Genomic DNA, 15,423 nt, shown 5'->3' with positions numbered 1-15,423 from the left:
GTCAGAAGTAGAAGCCGGCGTACGGGGCGTCGGTCACCGCGAACAATACGTCGGCAACCGTCAGCGCCGCGGGATCGTCGGCGCGCGCCAGCCCGGCCAGGGCGAGATTGCGCCAGGTTGTACCGCCCAGCAGGACAGCGCCCAGGCCTTCTGCTTCGACATGCACGTCGGGGGATCGATCGGTAAGCGCGGCGCCGTCGGCGCTGATCGCGAATACCCCCGAATTGTTCGGCAACAGAGCATCATTGACCGCCAGGGTGAACGACCCGGCACCGGAATAGCGGCGCGCACCGAGCGCTCGCCGGACATCTACGATGCGCAACCACGTCTCGTCGTGGATCGCGGTCACCTTGGCGGCGCGCCGATCTGCCAACAGCGACGGCAGCGGGTCGTCGAGGGGCAGCATCCAGAACATCACGCGGTCGACCAGATCCAAATCAAGCAGAAAACGGAGCAGGCCGAGGTAGGCGTCGGTGGTGGGGGCGAACAAGTCCTCCACCACGATGGTGCGCTGGTCGCTGACGAACCACCGGTCGGTGTCGATGGGACGGTAGCGGGCGAATCCCGACTCCGATCCGGGTTGGCCGTGCACCGCGATATACAACGGGCCAGGCCCGGATTCACTACGCAGCCGCACGCTCTGCCACCACGCGGCGGGACGGTCGATGGTGCCTGGTCGCGTCGGGCGGTGTTCGGAATAGATGCGGGGCAACACGTCCCACGCTTGCGCCGCGTCCAGCAACCGCACCGCCCCGCCGGACCCGACGCCCGGCCGAAACGCCGCCCGTGCCGTCTGGACCTCCACGCTCTGTGTCGAACTGGCCATCCCGTAGCCGTAGCGTCCGTAGATCGTCGCCTCGGAGGCCCGCAACGTCGCGACCACCTCGCCTCGGGCGGCGAAGTCGCGCAATTGATGGCCGACCAGATCGCTGGCAATGCCCCGGCGGGTGTACGACGGCAGTACTCCAATGTGCGTCACGGCGGCATGGCGCACTATCGCGCCGCCAGGAAGGGTAAGTCCGCTGGTCACCGCGTCGGCGGTGCCGACCAGCTCGTCGTCGACGAACGCGCCGATGGTCCGGCCGGGTTCGAGCATGGTGGCGATCTGACCGGGTGCCAGGTTCAGCGGCGGGAATCCGACCATGGCGGTGCGGAACACCTTCGACGCGGCCAGCAGCTCAGCTTCGCCGTCGAGCACGCGGATGTCGGTGGTCACCCACTCTTCTTACGCCATGTTGTCAGCTGGCCGGCGCCGGCACGTTAGACCGTCGGGCGGGTGGGTACACGTTGAGTGAACGGTTGTTCGCAGTTTTCCGTGCAGCCCGATAGCGCGTCTGCGGCAGCCGCTCTGCCAATGCACGAACGCGCCAAGAGTGCTCAACGGGCGGAAGGAATCCGGTATGCCGGAAGTCGCACTTCATCACGACGGACACCCGAAATTTCGAAGGATGGTTCGCTTCGACTGGTCAGACACACCACTGCATTGGGTCCCCGATGACCCTTTCTCGACACACATGATCAACGTCCTGCATCTGTTGTTGCCCGAGGGTGAGCGCCATTTCATCAAGGCGGTACTAGAGGCGTCGTCGCTCGTCGACGATCCGGAGTTGGAGGCGGCCATCAAACCGTTCATCCAGCAGGAATCCTGGCATGCGTGGGCGCACCAAGTGGTGCTTGACCATTTGGCCGAACAGGGCATTGACACCAAGCCGTACACCGACCGACTTGGCACGACGTTGTCGTTGAGTCTCGGTGATCCGCCCAAGTTTTTTCCGCCTGCGCTGCGCCGCTGGTGGCTGTACCGGCGCCTGGCAGACGTGGCCGCACTCGAACATTTCACGGCAATGCTCGGCGAGTGGGTGCTGACAAATCGCGGCTTGGACTACGCCCGCGCTGACCCGATGATGCTCGATCTGCTGCGCTGGCACGGCGCGGAGGAAGTCGAGCATCGTTCCCTGGTCTTCGACGTCTATCAGCACGTCTGCGGCAGCTACGCCATCCGCGCTTTCTCGATGTTCATGACAGCACCGCTGTTCATCGGTTGGTGGATCGCCGGCGCCAAGTACCTGATGAACCACGACCCGACCATCGATCAGAAATGGCGATGGCGCGACTGGATGCGGGCGGCGCGGCAATACCGACTGCCCAGTCCGTGGAAGTTGTTGGTGACGTCGCCGGTGCGGTATATGCGGCCCAGCCACCACCCCGGTGCCGAAGCGGACACGCAAATGGCGATCGACTACCTGAACTATTCGCCGGTAGCCAAAGCCGCCCGCGAGCGCGCGCAACAGGCGGCCCTGCGATGAAGGTGTCAGTGGATCTCGACACGTGCGACGGCAACGGCGTGTGCATGAGCATCTGTCATGAGGTGTTCGAGGTGGCCGAAGACGGGCTGCACGTCCTGCAGGACGAGCCGGGCGAAGAATTTCGTCAACAGCTCAAGGGCGCCGAAGTGTCCTGCCCGACCCAGGCGATCACGGTGAGGGACTGAACGATGCCGACCGCCCTCAAACAAGTGGTTGTCGTGGGCGCGGGGATTGCGGGGACGCGCGCCGCCGAAACGCTGCGACAAGAAGGTTACGACGGCGAGCTCACAGTCGTGGGTTCGGAGCGCTACGCGCCCTACCATCGTCCACCGCTATCGAAAAAGTTGCTCAGTGGGAAGGTCCATCGCGCCGGCATCGACCTGGCTCCACAGTTCGAGATGCAAGCACGGGTGCTGCGCGGCGCCTCGGCGCTCGCCCTGGACATGTCGTCCCGGACCGTGCAGATCCGCGATGGTGACGACGAGTTAGCCCTGCAGTTCGACGGTTTGGTGATCGCCAACGGTGCCGTTCCTCGTGAGTGGCCGAACGGGCCCGTTCCGGACGGAGTAATGATGCTTCGCACGGTCGACGACTGTCTCGCAATTCGCGAGCGGCTGAGCTCGGGGCCTCGGGTCGTCGTCGTCGGCGGGGGATTCATCGGTGCCGAGGTCGCCGCAACGTGCCGGGAGATCGGGCTCGAGGTGGTGCTGATCGAGCGGTCCGCCAATCCGTTGCTCGCCGCGCTGGGCGGGGAGCTGGCACCGCACTGGGCCGACCTGCACCGCCAGCATGGTGTCGATCTGCGAGTCGACGTGGGCGTCGAGGAGTTCGTCGGCAACGGGCAGGTGGAGGCCGTCCGCCTCACCGACGGTTCACAGGTGCCGGCCGATCTCGTCGTAATCGGCTTAGGCGTCACGCCGGCGACGGACTGGCTCAGGGGCTCCGGACTGCGGGTGGACGACGGAGTGGTCTGTGATGCCACCGGCACGGTCGAGGGAGGCACCGACGTCGTGGCCGCCGGTGACGTGGCGTCCTGGTGGCACCCGCTGTACGGGCGACAGCTACGTATCGAGCACTGGGAACATGCCGGCCGTCAGGGTGCGGCCGCGGCACGGACGCTGTTGACAGGTCGCGATCGCGCGCAGGAGTACCGGGAGGTGCCCTACTTCTGGTCGGATCAGTATGACGTCAAGGTCCAGATGCTCGGTGTGCCAGTTGATTATGACACCGTGGAGATTGTCGAAGGTGATCCGGCGACGTGGGAATTCGTCGCCGCATACGGCCGTGAGGGCCACACGACGGCGGTGTTGAGCACCGTACCGGGCCGGGTGGATGTCTACCGGGATGTCATCCGGACTCGAGCGGAATTCCCGCCCAGTCCACCGGATTAGCGGGTCAGGGTACGGCTTGCAGGCCGGCGCCATGGATGCGCCCGGCTTTGGTCCAGCGTGTCAGCGCCGCGCTCCACCCGGTCGGATCCGCCGACTCACCCGCCCAGGCGATGTAGCCGTCGGGTCGGACCAGCACGGCCGGACCGTCATCACAGCGCTCGGCCTGGTGCAGGTCGACGGCATCGACTACGGCCGCTCCTTTTTCGCGAACCAGTACAAAGCCGGGCAGGATTCGCTGCAGCTCGGTCAGTCGTCCCTGGGTCAGCGGGATCTGGGTGGCACGGGTGCCCACCAGCGGGTGGTCGCCGCGGCGGCGTGCATACCGCAATGTCGTACCGGCGAAACTGCCTGCGACCGTGTCACGCACCCGGGCGACGCGAAGTAGCCTCGGCGCCAGTAAGTTTCGCAACCCTCGCGCCACGCGGGGGTGCAGTGTGACGCCGCGGGCCAGCATGCCGGACTGGAACAGCACCCGCTTCGCGATCGGGTACCGCTCGTCGTGATAGGTGTCGAGCACGCCGTCATCCGCACCGCCGAGCACCGCGTCGATCTTCCACGCCAAGTTCGCCGCATCTTGAATGCCGGTGTTCATGCCCTGCCCGCCCATCGGCGAGTGCACGTGGGCAGCATCACCGGCCAGGAAAACACGACCGTGCCGATAGTGCGCGACTTGCCTTTCCTCGCAATGGAATCGGGATTTCCACTCGATGTCCAGCACGGTCAACTCGGCACCCATGGCCCGGTCGAGGATGGTGACGATCTCCTCGTCGGAAACGGGCTGGTCGTCGGGCACCTGATAGCCACGGTCCCACGTCATGGCTCGGTACCACGAGCCCTGCGCGTCGCGGCGCTGATACGGCGCCAGGAACGCGAACGAGTCTCGGGTACTGCCGACTTTCAGTCCGTCGCCGGCGGGCGGATGCGCCAGCTTGACATCGGCCAGCACGATCGAGGACAGCACCGTCTTGCCCGGGAAATCCGCGCCTACCAAGGAGCGGACCGTGCTGTGTGCGCCGTCGGCCCCGATCAGATACCTTGCGCGCCAGGGTGTCCCGTCAGCCGTGACCACAGTGACCCCGGTGGAATCCTGAGTCAGCCCGGTGACCTCGATGCCGCGACGGACCGCGGCGCCCTGGGCGACGGCGTACCCGCGCAGTGCCGCGTCGACGTTGGTCTGCGGGGTCACCGCGACGAACCGGTAGGGCGAGTCGAGTTGGCTTAGATCGATGCGTGCGCCGCCGAAGATCGAGACGCCGGGGGCCCGATGTGCCCGCGTCAACACGTCCTCGGCTATCCCGCGGGCGTCGAGTACCTCAAGGGTGCGGGCCATAACGGCGAAGGCCCGGCTGGCCGGGTTGACGGTGGGCCAGCGTTCCAGAACGGTGACGGACCGACCGGACCGCGCCAGATCACCTGCGGCAGTGAGCCCGGTGGGCCCGGCGCCCACGACAAGGACGTCGACGTCATGTCCGCTCATTTCGCCACCTCCTCGGGGTGTGGGTACCAACGGCGGATGTCATCAGGTGTCGACTGGGCCGCGTAGTTGAACACGAAGCGGCAATTGGGTTGTGCGACGTGCGCGGCGTTGACAATCGCTTCGAACAGCAGCGTGTTGCTCGCGACCAGCCGCACGCCGGCTCCGATCAGCACCGCGTCGTAGGGCTTGGCTTGCAACCATTGCCGGGCCTTGTCGGCGCCCGCTTCGCCGAAGGTGATGAGGCAGTTGTCGACGTGGTAACCCGCCGCGCGCAACGCCGCGACGTTGTCGTCGTTGGCGGTCCGCAACGCTTCCCGGGTCAGTCCGCGGAACTGAGCGAACTCCGGCGACGAGTAGTCGATCACATTGGGGTCGAGACCTATCTGGATGGCGGTAACGGTCACGGGAGCCTCCAAGTTCAACAACTGTTGAAGTCAACGATAATCCGGGACTCTGGTCGTGTCAACAGTTGTTGAATACACTGTTCCCATGCCCGCCAAGCCCCGCGAAAAGCGCGACGGCCAGACGACGCGAGCGGCCATCCTGGCGACGGCACGCTCGCAATTCGCCAACCACGGTTTCGAACGCACCACCATCCGTTCGATCGCGGCCGCGGCCGGTGTGGATCCGGCACTGGTCATGCACTACTTCGGTAGCAAGGCCGAATTGTTCGCGGCGGCATCGCGATTCGACATCACCTTCCCGGACCTCACTGCGATTCCGCCCGATCGGCTAGTCGATGTGCTGTTACCGATGTTCGTCTCGGTCTGGGGATCCGACGGGCCGTTTCTGCCGTTACTGCGCGCGGCGGCGACCAACCGCGCCGCCGCGGACGCCATGCTCGAGGTGTTCGTAGACCGGGTGGCACCGGCTTTGGCCGCCGCCGTTCCGGACCATCCCGCCGAGCGCGCCGCGCTGGTCGGGTCCCAGGTGCTGGGGCTGGCAACGGCCCGTTACATCCTGCGAATCCCGGCGCTCACCCAGATGGATGACGCGACCCTCGCCGACTGGCTGCGTCCGGTGTTCGCGCGCTACCTGACCGGTCCGGTCAATTCGTGACGCCTATGTGATGCCTATGTGCTCGTGCACGCACTGGACGAAGGCGTGGGTGGCCGCGGACCGCAGGCGGGGCGGGGGCGCCACCAGGTGAACCTCGCGCCGTAGAGCCGCACCCCGCACGGGCAGCAGCACCAGGGTCGCATTGACCTCCGCCCGGCTGCGGGCCACCGACTCGGGCAGCAACGCGACACCGAGCTGCTGGCAGACGAATTGGATGACCTCGTCGACCCGGGTCACCTCGAAGGCGACCCGGCGCCGGACCTCGGCGAACCCGCGGTCGGTCTCGCGACGCAGACCGTAGCCCGGCGGGAAGTCGATGAACGGTAGTTCGGCCAACTCCCGCAGCGACACCGACGGGTGGGCGGCCAGCGGATGTCCCCGCGGCAACACCGCGACCAGCGACTCGGTGAACAGGTGCTCGAAGGTGAGCTGGTCACTTGACCGCGCGTCGTTCGAGCCGACGATCGCCGCGTCCAGGTTGCGATCCCGGGTTGCCTGGACGAGCAGGTCGCTGCCGCCGCTGCGCAACGTCACCGTGACGTCGGGGTAGCGGGCATGGAAGGTCGCCATGAGCGCGGCGACGTCCAGGCTCTCCGAGGGAATTTCCATCATCCCGACGCTAAGTCGGCCGGTCACCATTCCCCGCAGCGCCTGGGCATCGATCGCGATCTGATCCACCCCCGCGATGACCTGTCGGACCAACGGCAGCAAGGCCTCGCCGGCCGGCGTCAGCGAGACTGATCGGGTGGTGCGGTTGAATACCGAAACGCCCAGCTCATCTTCCAGTTTTCGGACTTGCTGGCTCAGCGCGGACTGCACCACGTAGAGGGTCTCCGCGGCGCGGGTGAAGCTGCGGGTCTCGGCCACCGCTAGGACGTAGCGAAGCTGCTGAAGATTCACGATCGATCACTTTCGATGATTGATCGGATCATATCTATGCGCTGGACGCCTAAGTGCCAGACGCACACAATAAGCGGCATGCCTGTCGTCGTGCGGCCCGTTGGTGGGCTCCGGACCAATGACTGCTCGTCGGTCGAGGTGCGGGACCGGATCACGGCCGAGTTCGCGACGCTGCCCTTCCTGGGCGCTTTGACCTGCCAGACAGATCGGGTCGTCGCCGGCGCGATCGAGGAGATCGTATTCACCTACACCGTCGGGCAATCCGGCATCGCCGACAGTGGCTGGCTGAAGCTGTGCTTCCGCTATTACTCCGACTGGGACCTGCAAACCACCGACCCCGGTGGACGTGACTTCGCCACCGCGTCCCTGGTGAGTCGCTCGGTGCTGGGCGGCGCATCGCCCGACGGCCGGGCCACCGTGCAGCGACTGGCCACCCGCTACGACGTCAAGGGCGGGGAGCGGCCCTTCCAGAAATCGCTGCTGGTGCACGTGGTGGACGGCTATCTGCGTCCCGGCGACGTGATCGAGATCCGGCTCGGTGACCGCCGCTTCGGCGGACCCGGAACCCGGGTGCAGACCTTCGTCGAGGACGAGTTCGAGGTGCACCTCTACGTCGACCCGCTCGGCACCTCCCGGATGGCACACGCCGCCGTCGCCAAGCTCGCCGTTACCGCAGGCCGGCCCGACCGCCTGGTGGTGCACGGGCCGCGGGTGGTCGGAGCCGGCATCGGGACGGCACAGTTGCGCGCCCACCTGCAGGACCGGTGGGGCAACGCCTGCCACGACGTCGCGGCGACGGTGCGCGCCGGGGTCGACGGCGAGATCATCTCGGCCGCCACCACTGCGGCGACGGGCTGGGCCCATGCCACCCTGGATATTCCGGCGGAAACGAGCGCCATCGAGCTGAGCGCCGAGGTCAACGGCGCGTCGTTCGGGCCGTGCCGCGTCGCGATCGACGTGGTCGAGGATCTGCCCGCGCCGCGGGGACTGTTCTGCGATCTGCACGTGCATTCCAACGACACAGTCGGAACGCAGAACACGGACTGGAACCTGCGCTACGGGCGCGACATCGGCGGCCTGGATGTCCTCGGGTACACCGCCAACGACTTCCAGATCACCGACGGCGCCTGGTCGGAGGTGGTCGCGGCGTGCCGAACCGCCACCGAGGACCGCACTTTCGTCTGTTTCCCCGGCGTGGAGTGGTGCGGGACCGCCGGGGTGGGCGGCGATCACAACGTCGTCTTCCTCGATGAGGACACCACCATCGCCCGGTCGCTGGAGTGGCGCCAGGGCATGGCCGCGGCCGCCCCGACACCGCAGACGTGGCCCATCACCGAGCTGTACGCCGCCTACGAGAAAGAGCCGGAAGCCTATCTGCTGATTCCGCACGTCGGGGGCCGGCGAGCCGTCCTGGATTGGCACCACCCCGAGCTGGAGCGACTGATCGAGGTGCACTCCAGCTGGGGCAGTAGTCCGTGGTTCCTCGAGGATGCACTGGCCCGCGGCCTCAAGGTCGGTGCCAGCGCCGCCAGCGACGAACACCGCGGCCGTCCCGGTGGCGGCGCACCCGGTGCCAATATCTTCGGTGGACATGGCGGCCTAACCGGTGTGCTCGCCGAACAACTCACCCCCAAGCACGTCGGACGTGCGCTGCGCTCGCGCCGGACCTGGGCGACCACGGGCGCGCGGTCGGTCGCATTGTTGCGCAGCGGCGACGACTGGATGGGCGACGAAATCCTCACGGCCGCTGATGAACTCCTCACGGACTACGCCGTCTACGGCAGCACCGGCATCGAAGACCTGCTTATCTATGACACGCACGGCCCGTTGTGGCGGCGCGACCTCAACGCCGAAACCGGGCTGTCGGATTCGCTGGTCCGGATCCGCTGGGGTGGCGCGCGGCATCGTGATCGTTACCGCTGGGCGACGTGGACGGGCCGGTTGCGGGTCGACGGCAGCAGCCTCGACTCCGTTTCGCCGTGGGCCATCAGCCATCCCGAACAGCACATCGACACCGACGGCCAGGTCGTCAACTGGCACACCGCCACCTATGGTGCGGATATCGGATTGATCATGCGGCTCGGTGACCTGGCCCAGGCGCGATTACACATCGAGACGACGGTGCTCGAGGAAGAACACCGTGCGAGCTTCACCGTGACCGGTTCGCAGTTGATCGATCAGACCGAAATCGCCGAGCCCGCAGGTGGATTGAACCTGCACATCCAGGTCGAGCGCATCGCCGACCCGTCGACATTGCCCGTCACCGTCACCGGCGCGCTGACACTGACGCTGCCACGGGAGCGCAGCGCGGTCTATTTGCGGGCGGCGCAGAGTGACGGACACCAGATCTGGACGAGCCCGCTGTTCGTGACGCGACCCCAGGCGCAGCCACGATGACGGGACACAGCGCGCTGACCCGGCGCCGGCACGTGGACTTCGGCCGCATCACCTGCGCGTCTTGTCCGGGTGCGCCGTACGCCGCGTGATCGCCCCCGTCCCGACCCTTCCACCCTCGGAGCTCCCGTGTTTCCTCACAAATATCTGTCTGCGGTAATCGCTTTCGCCCTTACCGGCGCGGCGGTGCTGGTCGGCTGCGGCGGTCACGCCCCGTCGTCGAATTCCTCCGGTGTCACCCTGCGGCTGGGCTACCTGACCCGAATCACCCACGCCTCGGCGCTGGTAGGCATCGACACCGGCGCGTTCGCCAAGAACCTGGGACCGGGGGTCAAGTTCGAGCCCCAGGCCTTCGGCCAGGGCACGGCCGAAACCACCGCGCTACTGTCCAATAATCTCGACGCCGCCTTCATCGGCCCCAACCCGGCGTTCAACGCCTGGCAACGCTCCAACGGCACCGCCATCAAGATCATCTCCGGCTCCGCGTCCGGCGGGACCTCGCTGGTCGTCAAGCCGGGCATCAACTCGGCCCAGGACTTCCGCGGAAAGACGTTCGCCGATCCGGCGCTGGGCGGCGCCCAGGACGTCAGCCTGCGGGACTGGCTGCTCAAGAACGGATTGAAGACCAATCCGCAAGGCGGGGGCGATGTCTCGATCAAACCGACCAACCCCGAGTCGGCGATCGTGCAACAGTTCGTCAACAATCAGATCGACGGTGCCATCGAATCCGCGCCCTACGATGTGCAGCTGGTCAACGCCGGCGGTGTGCGGCTCTGGTCGGACCCGAACACGATCACCATTCTGGTGGTCCGGCAGGAGTTCCTGTCCGCCCACCCCGATGTCGTCGCTGGGCTGATCCGCGGTCAGATCGAGGCCAACGAGACGATCCACAACAATCCCGACGCCGCCGCCCGGTCCGCCAACGCCGCGCTGACGAAAGCGCTGGGCAGCGGACTGCCGCAAGACATCCTGACTGCGTCGTTCCAGGAGACCACGTTTACCAACGATCCCGGTGTGCAATCGTTGAACGATCAGGTCCGCAAGGCGGTCTCGGTAGGGTTGCTGCAGCCGTTGAACCTGGACGGCATCTTCGACCTCGGCCCCCTCAATCGTGAGCTCGCGGCGAAGGGTGCGCCGCCGGTGGCGGCGTGACGACCGCCGCATTACGCGGTGCCGCCGTGCCGGATCCCGTCATCGAGGATGTCGCGGCGGCGCTGCGCCTGGACCAGGTCACCAAACGGTTCGGTAAGGGGTCGGCGTCCGTGGCGGCGCTGGGCCCGCTGTCATTGACCGTCGCCGCGGGTGAATTCGTCTGTGTGGTGGGGGTTTCGGGGTGCGGGAAGAGCACGCTGTTGTCGCTGATCGCCAAGCTTGACAAGCCGACATCCGGCTCGGTCGAGACCGGCAGTCACCGTATCGCGATGATGTTCCAGGAGCCGGCCTTGTTTCCCTGGCTGACCGCGGCTGACAACGTCGAAATGGCACTGCGGGCGCGGGCTATTCCCCGCAGGCAACGGCGCGAAACGGCCCGCGAACTCCTGCACACCGTCGGGCTCTCCGAGTTCGCCGGCCGGCGCCCGCATCAACTGTCCGGTGGCATGCAGCAGCGGGTGGCGCTGGCCCGAGCCTTGGCCCAGGATGCCGATGTGCTGCTGATGGACGAACCTTTCGCAGCGCTGGACGCGTTGACCCGGGACCGCCTGCAAGCCGAGCTGGAGCGGATTGTCTTGTCCCGCAACCTCAGCGTGGTCTTTGTCACGCACAACGTGCGGGAGGCGGTGCGCCTGGCCGACCGCGTCGTGTTGCTGAGTCAACGGCCTGCGAGCGTCGTCGAACAGTTTGCGGTTCCCCTGTCACGTCCCCGTGACATCAATACCGCGGAGGTCGCGGAGTTGGCCGCCCACGTCACCGAGCAACTCAACCGGAGCGGGAACGCCGGTGGCAACTGAACTGGACCGTGCCGTAGGGCTGCCACCGGCCGCCGACGGCGCCCGAGTCGGCATCGCGCAACGCGTGGTAGCGGCGGTGTGGCCGAAACTGGTTGCGCTCGCGGTGGTTATCGCCGGCTGGCAACTGATCGTCCTGAGCGGGTGGAAACCGTCGTTTGTTTTGCCCGGTCCCGCCACGGTGGCCGAGAACCTCTGGCACCAGCTGCAGGGACCAGTGCTCTGGAACGCCATCGCGACCACGATGGAACGCGCCGTGACCGGATTTGCGATGGCCGCGCTGATCGGCTCGGTGATTGGCGCGCTCATCGCGCGAAACAGGCCGTTACGCACCGCCTTCGGTCCGCTGATCACCGGACTGCAGACGATGCCGGCGATCGCGTGGTTTCCATTCGCCATCATCTTCTTCGGGCTCAACACCTCGGCGATACTGTTCGTGATCGTCATCGGCGCCGTGCCTTCGGTGGCATTGGGAGTGATCTCCGGAGTCGACCACATTTCGCCGCTACTGCTCCGGGCCGCAAAGGCACTGCAGCTCAAACCCTTCGCCCTTTATCGGCATGTGATACTGCCCGCGGCCCTACCGATGTTCGTCGCCGGACTCAAACAGGGATGGGCCTTCGCCTGGCGCAGCCTGATGGCCGGTGAGCTGGTGGTACTGGTCGCCAATACGTCGTCGATCGGGGTGCTGCTGGAAAATGCGCAGAACCTCACCGACATGCCCTCGGCGATGGCCATCATGATCGTCATTCTGACGATCGGGATTCTCGTCGACGCGCTGTTCAGCTGGCTGGACATGCGCATCCGGCGGCGGTGGGGCCTGCTGGACGACCATGACGCCTGACGCACGGGCCGCACGTCCGCTCCGGCTCTGGGCATTCGGCGACGCGCACGTCGGTACGGACAAGGAGTATGGCCGAGAAAGCCTGGCCGAGGCCATCGTTCACTCCGAGAGCGACGGATTCGAGTGGGACTTGGCGATCGATGTCGGGGACATGTCGGGCGCACATCACAGCCTGCCCGACGACGCGGAGGGCCTCGAGGTGCGGCGCCAGTTCGGCGCGCTGCGCCGCCACCGCCGCGAGGACGTCTACAGCGTGTCCGGCAATCACGACCGCAATGGCCTCGATGAACCGGACGCGTGGTGGTGGCAGAAGTGGATCGATCCCCTCGGCGAGCACACCGAGAGCTCCGGGGTGGACCCGCGGGCTCGCCGTTATCCGGTCACGGGAACCTGGGAGCGGTACTCATTCCGGGTGGGGAACCTGCTCTTCCTGATGATGAGCGACCGCAACGAGCCGACGCAGCCCCTCGGCCGGGGAACGCTGGGTGGCAATCCCGGTGGAGTGGTCAGCGGCGAGACGTTCCGATGGTGGAGGGACATCGTGTCGCGGCACCCCGACCTCAACGTGATCACGGTGCATCACTACGTGTTGAAGGACACCACCGTCGCCTCGGGTGAATGGGAGGGCGTGCGCAAGGGATCAGACGGGCAGTGGCACGAGCACTATCACCGCCCCTTCACCCAGGGCACCCCGAACGGGGCGTCCTATCTCTACTGGGTCGACAGCTTGCCCGACTCCGGTCAATTCGAGTCCTTCCTCGCCGAACAGCCGGGCCGGGTGGCGATGTGGCTCGCCGGCCATACCCACACCCACCCCGATGACAATCACGGGAACAAGACGCACATCGAGCAGCGTTGGGGCACATGGTTCCTCAATGTCGCCTCGCTGAGCCGCCATCACATGCCGCTGACCACCCTGCCGATCAGCAGGTTGCTCACGTTCACACCCGGCAGCGCAGACGTTCGCGTTCAGTGCTATCTGCACACCGATCAGCACGCCCCGCAGGGGTGGTACCAGCCCGCGGAGCGCACGATCACCCTGCCGCGGCCCTTCCGATGGTGCTGAGCGGTCAACGGATGTCGAAGTGCGACAGCTCGGGCTCCGCCAGCATGGACGTCAAAGTGGCGCGGTCGTAAGGCCATAAATCGACGGTCTTGTTGTCGGTGAGGTACCACGAGTTGCAACCGGTGTTCCAAACGGTGGGTGTCATCGCCACTGCCACATCGGCGTTGAACTCCTCGGTCGCTTCCTCGGTCACCTCGATCGATGTGGCGACGCCGTCCCGCAACATGCGCAGGAACCGCGCGATGTACTCGGCGGTCCGTTCGGCCGAGTACTGCAACGAGATCGAACCGGTGGGGGAGTTCGGTCCGAGCACGGTGAACAGGTTCGGGAACCCTGGAATCGCGGTCATCCGGTAGGCGCGCGGACCACCGGCCCACTCCTGGTCGATGGTGCGGCCGTCGCGGCCGGTGATCTGCATCGGCCGCATGTAGTTGTGCGGCGCAAAGCCGGTGGCCAGCACGATCACGTCGGCCGGCCGGTGGCATCCGTCGGCGGTTCGGATCCCGCTCGGGGTCACCTGGTCGATCCGCTCGGTCACCAGCTCCGCGTTGCCGGATTGAATTGCCCGGTAGTACGTTTCGGACACCACCTGGCGCCTGCACAGCGGTTGGTAGTCCGGGGTCAACTTCCGGCGTAACGCCGGGTCGCGCACCTGCAGGCGCAGGCACAGCCGCGCGTAGCCCTGCACCGCGCGCCGCCGCCAGGAGGGGCGGGTGGTGACATCGGCCAGAATCCCAGATGCCCACAACAGCGTTCGATACAGCCGGTCTTGGGCGGCCGGGGAGCGGCTCAGCACCCTGGTCGCTAACTTATTCTGCCGCAAGGACATCGGCGCCCACAGGATCCACTGCGGTGAACGCACATAATGGGTGATGGACGCGGCCGCCGGCTGCAGGGCGGACACGATCTGTACACCAGTGGAGCCGGTGCCGATCACCGCGATGTGCTTCTCGTCGGTAGTCACGCTGTCGTCCCAGCGTGCGGTGTGGACTTTGGCGCCGGCGAACTCGTCCAGACCGGGTAGGTCGGGCACCGCGGGATGATGCAGTACGCCGGTCGCGCAGACGACGACGTCCGCCTCGATCCGGCCCCCGCCCTTGGTGGTCAGCGTCCAGTTCGCCGCATCCTCATTCCATTGCGCCGCAACGACTTCAGTGTCCAGCTGGATGCGTTCCCCTAGCCCGAGTGACTCCACCACCTCGCGGTGGTAGCGCTGAATGTCACGCCCGTCTGCGAACAAGTGCGACCAGTCAGCTTTGGGCGCGAACCCGAACTGGTACAGCTGAGACGGCACGTCGCAGGTAAGGCCCGGATAGCGATTCCAGTGCCACACTCCGCCCACGTCGGAAGCCTTCTCCAGCACGGTGACCGCATCGAACCCGAGGCGGGTGAAGACGTGCAGGGCGGTGATCCCGGCCATGCCGGCGCCGATGATCACGACCCGCGGCTCACGGCTCATGCATCGACCTCGTGGCGCGCTGGGCAGCCGCGGCGCTCCATGATTGCCAATGCCCGCTCGGCCCAGCGAACGTTTTCCTGCTCAAACGCTATGCCGCGCAACAACGTCAGGTAGGGGCCAACCCGGTCGGCCTGTGCGACGTAATCGTCCTCGGTGCGTCCGGCCAAGAGCCGGGCCCGCAACCGCTCATAGCGTTCGAGTTTGGCAACTGCCCACTGCAGGCGTTCGGCGACGGAATCGCAAACTGCCCGAAGGTTACCCGCGTCGGCGGCGGCGACCTTGATCATCAATTCGTCCCGGATCGCCGACGGTCGGGGCGCCCGGGCGGTGAATTGTCGAATCGCGTCGCGCCCCGCGTCGGTCAGCGAGTACATCCGCTTGTTGGGCCGGCGTTCCTGGTGCACCACCCGGGCCTGGATCAGGCCCTGCTCGGCCAGCCGGTCCAGCTCGCGATAAAGCTGCTGTGGCGTGGCCATCCAGAAGTTCGCCACCGAGGCGTCGAACTCCTTGGCCAGGTCGTAGCCGGAAGATTCACCCTCGAGGAGTGCGGCGAGCACGGCGTCACGCAGCGACATCGGCCG

At 66.5% G+C, this 15,423-nt stretch carries 15 protein-coding genes; 9 read left to right on the top strand and 6 right to left on the bottom strand.

The window, feature by feature from the left end:
- Window position 1 precedes the first annotated feature (1 nt).
- Complete coding sequence (locus BN972_RS20670; protein ID WP_036361944.1) at window positions 2-1,216, bottom strand: GNAT family N-acetyltransferase; 1,215 nt, start codon at window positions 1,214-1,216, stop codon at window positions 2-4.
- A 184-nt stretch (window positions 1,217-1,400) separates the two neighbouring features.
- Here BN972_RS20670 and BN972_RS20665 point away from each other — a divergent pair, with 184 nt between their 5' ends.
- Genes BN972_RS20665 through BN972_RS20655 form a run of 3 tightly spaced genes read left to right on the top strand, consistent with a single transcriptional unit; the run spans window position 1,401 to window position 3,697 of the window.
- Window positions 1,401-2,306 carry a metal-dependent hydrolase gene (locus BN972_RS20665; protein WP_036361941.1) on the top strand — a complete coding sequence of 302 codons (906 nt, stop codon included), beginning with the start codon at window positions 1,401-1,403 and terminating at the stop codon, window positions 2,304-2,306.
- An 8-nt stretch (window positions 2,307-2,314) separates the two neighbouring features.
- On the top strand, window positions 2,315-2,491 hold the full coding sequence (locus BN972_RS20660) for a ferredoxin (RefSeq protein WP_390176225.1): 177 nt from the start codon (window positions 2,315-2,317) through the stop codon (window positions 2,489-2,491).
- 3 nt (window positions 2,492-2,494) lie between these two features.
- Window positions 2,495-3,697, top strand: coding sequence for an NAD(P)/FAD-dependent oxidoreductase (locus BN972_RS20655; protein ID WP_036361936.1), 1,203 nt, complete (start codon window positions 2,495-2,497; stop codon window positions 3,695-3,697).
- 4 nt (window positions 3,698-3,701) lie between these two features.
- On the opposite strand, the gene BN972_RS20650 is transcribed toward BN972_RS20655, so the two are convergent.
- Both BN972_RS20650 and BN972_RS20645 read right to left on the bottom strand, forming a co-directional pair.
- Window positions 3,702-5,174 (bottom strand): FAD-dependent oxidoreductase, encoded by a 1,473-nt coding sequence (locus BN972_RS20650; RefSeq protein ID WP_051545696.1) that lies wholly within the window; start codon window positions 5,172-5,174, stop codon window positions 3,702-3,704.
- Window positions 5,171-5,578: a hypothetical protein gene (locus BN972_RS20645; protein ID WP_036361933.1), complete on the bottom strand. Its 408-nt coding sequence runs from the start codon at window positions 5,576-5,578 to the stop codon at window positions 5,171-5,173. Before BN972_RS20645 ends, BN972_RS20650 begins: the two co-directional genes overlap by 4 nt.
- 85 nt (window positions 5,579-5,663) lie before the next feature.
- Between BN972_RS20645 and BN972_RS20640 the strand changes: the two genes are divergently transcribed.
- Window positions 5,664-6,233, top strand: a complete 570-nt coding sequence (locus BN972_RS20640; RefSeq protein WP_036361930.1) for a TetR/AcrR family transcriptional regulator — start codon at window positions 5,664-5,666, stop codon at window positions 6,231-6,233.
- 3 nt (window positions 6,234-6,236) lie between these two features.
- Here the strand turns inward: BN972_RS20640 and BN972_RS20635 are convergent, their stop codons facing one another.
- Window positions 6,237-7,133 (bottom strand): LysR family transcriptional regulator, encoded by an 897-nt coding sequence (locus BN972_RS20635; protein ID WP_036361927.1) that lies wholly within the window; start codon window positions 7,131-7,133, stop codon window positions 6,237-6,239.
- A gap of 78 nt (window positions 7,134-7,211) precedes the next feature.
- On the opposite strand from BN972_RS20635, the gene BN972_RS20630 reads away from it, so the two are divergent.
- The 5 genes from BN972_RS20630 to BN972_RS20610 all read left to right on the top strand — a co-directional run bounded on the left by BN972_RS20630 (window position 7,212) and on the right by BN972_RS20610 (window position 13,383).
- A complete protein-coding gene (locus BN972_RS20630) occupies window positions 7,212-9,530 on the top strand; it encodes a CehA/McbA family metallohydrolase domain-containing protein (protein WP_051545695.1) in 2,319 nt (772 codons plus the stop codon).
- Window positions 9,531-9,656: 126 nt separating this feature from the next.
- The gene (locus BN972_RS20625; RefSeq protein WP_051545694.1) at window positions 9,657-10,679 is read left to right on the top strand and encodes an ABC transporter substrate-binding protein; all 1,023 of its coding nucleotides are present in this window, start codon (window positions 9,657-9,659) and stop codon (window positions 10,677-10,679) included.
- Window positions 10,680-10,741: 62 nt separating this feature from the next.
- Window positions 10,742-11,476, top strand: coding sequence for an ABC transporter ATP-binding protein (locus BN972_RS20620; protein ID WP_036363545.1), 735 nt, complete (start codon window positions 10,742-10,744; stop codon window positions 11,474-11,476).
- On the top strand, window positions 11,466-12,317 hold the full coding sequence (locus BN972_RS20615) for an ABC transporter permease (RefSeq protein WP_235192533.1): 852 nt from the start codon (window positions 11,466-11,468) through the stop codon (window positions 12,315-12,317). Before BN972_RS20620 ends, BN972_RS20615 begins: the two co-directional genes overlap by 11 nt.
- Complete coding sequence (locus tag BN972_RS20610; protein ID WP_036361923.1) at window positions 12,307-13,383, top strand: metallophosphoesterase family protein; 1,077 nt, start codon at window positions 12,307-12,309, stop codon at window positions 13,381-13,383. The genes BN972_RS20615 and BN972_RS20610 overlap by 11 nt, the downstream gene beginning before the upstream one ends.
- Window positions 13,384-13,387: 4 nt before the next feature.
- Here BN972_RS20610 and BN972_RS20605 read toward each other — a convergent pair whose 3' ends face one another.
- Window positions 13,388-14,842, bottom strand: coding sequence for a flavin-containing monooxygenase (locus tag BN972_RS20605; RefSeq protein ID WP_036361921.1), 1,455 nt, complete (start codon window positions 14,840-14,842; stop codon window positions 13,388-13,390).
- Window positions 14,839-15,417, bottom strand: coding sequence for a PadR family transcriptional regulator (locus BN972_RS20600; protein ID WP_036363540.1), 579 nt, complete (start codon window positions 15,415-15,417; stop codon window positions 14,839-14,841). Before BN972_RS20600 ends, BN972_RS20605 begins: the two co-directional genes overlap by 4 nt.
- Window positions 15,418-15,423: the final 6 nt, after the last annotated feature.

This window comes from Mycobacterium asiaticum DSM 44297, from assembly GCF_000613245.1.
In the GTDB taxonomy this organism is placed as follows: Bacteria; Actinomycetota; Actinomycetes; order Mycobacteriales; family Mycobacteriaceae; genus Mycobacterium; species Mycobacterium asiaticum.
The sequence above is the reverse complement of the archived record's forward strand: the minus strand, read 5'-3'. Positions and strand labels throughout refer to the sequence as shown.

Bases quoted from the DNA above. Each gene is read 5' to 3' on its own strand.
- BN972_RS20665 (WP_036361941.1), top strand. From the start codon at position 1,401: ATGCCGGAAGTCGCACTTCATCACGACGGACACCCGAAATTTCGAAGG.
- BN972_RS20655 (WP_036361936.1), top strand. From the start codon at position 2,495: ATGCCGACCGCCCTCAAACAAGTGGTTGTCGTGGGCGCGGGGATTGCG.
- BN972_RS20650 (WP_051545696.1), bottom strand. From the start codon at position 5,174: ATGAGCGGACATGACGTCGACGTCCTTGTCGTGGGCGCCGGGCCCACC.
- BN972_RS20640 (WP_036361930.1), top strand. From the start codon at position 5,664: ATGCCCGCCAAGCCCCGCGAAAAGCGCGACGGCCAGACGACGCGAGCG.
- BN972_RS20630 (WP_051545695.1), top strand. From the start codon at position 7,212: ATGCCTGTCGTCGTGCGGCCCGTTGGTGGGCTCCGGACCAATGACTGC.
- BN972_RS20610 (WP_036361923.1), top strand. From the start codon at position 12,307: ATGACGCCTGACGCACGGGCCGCACGTCCGCTCCGGCTCTGGGCATTC.
- BN972_RS20605 (WP_036361921.1), bottom strand. From the start codon at position 14,842: ATGAGCCGTGAGCCGCGGGTCGTGATCATCGGCGCCGGCATGGCCGGG.
- BN972_RS20600 (WP_036363540.1), bottom strand. From the start codon at position 15,417: ATGTCGCTGCGTGACGCCGTGCTCGCCGCACTCCTCGAGGGTGAATCT.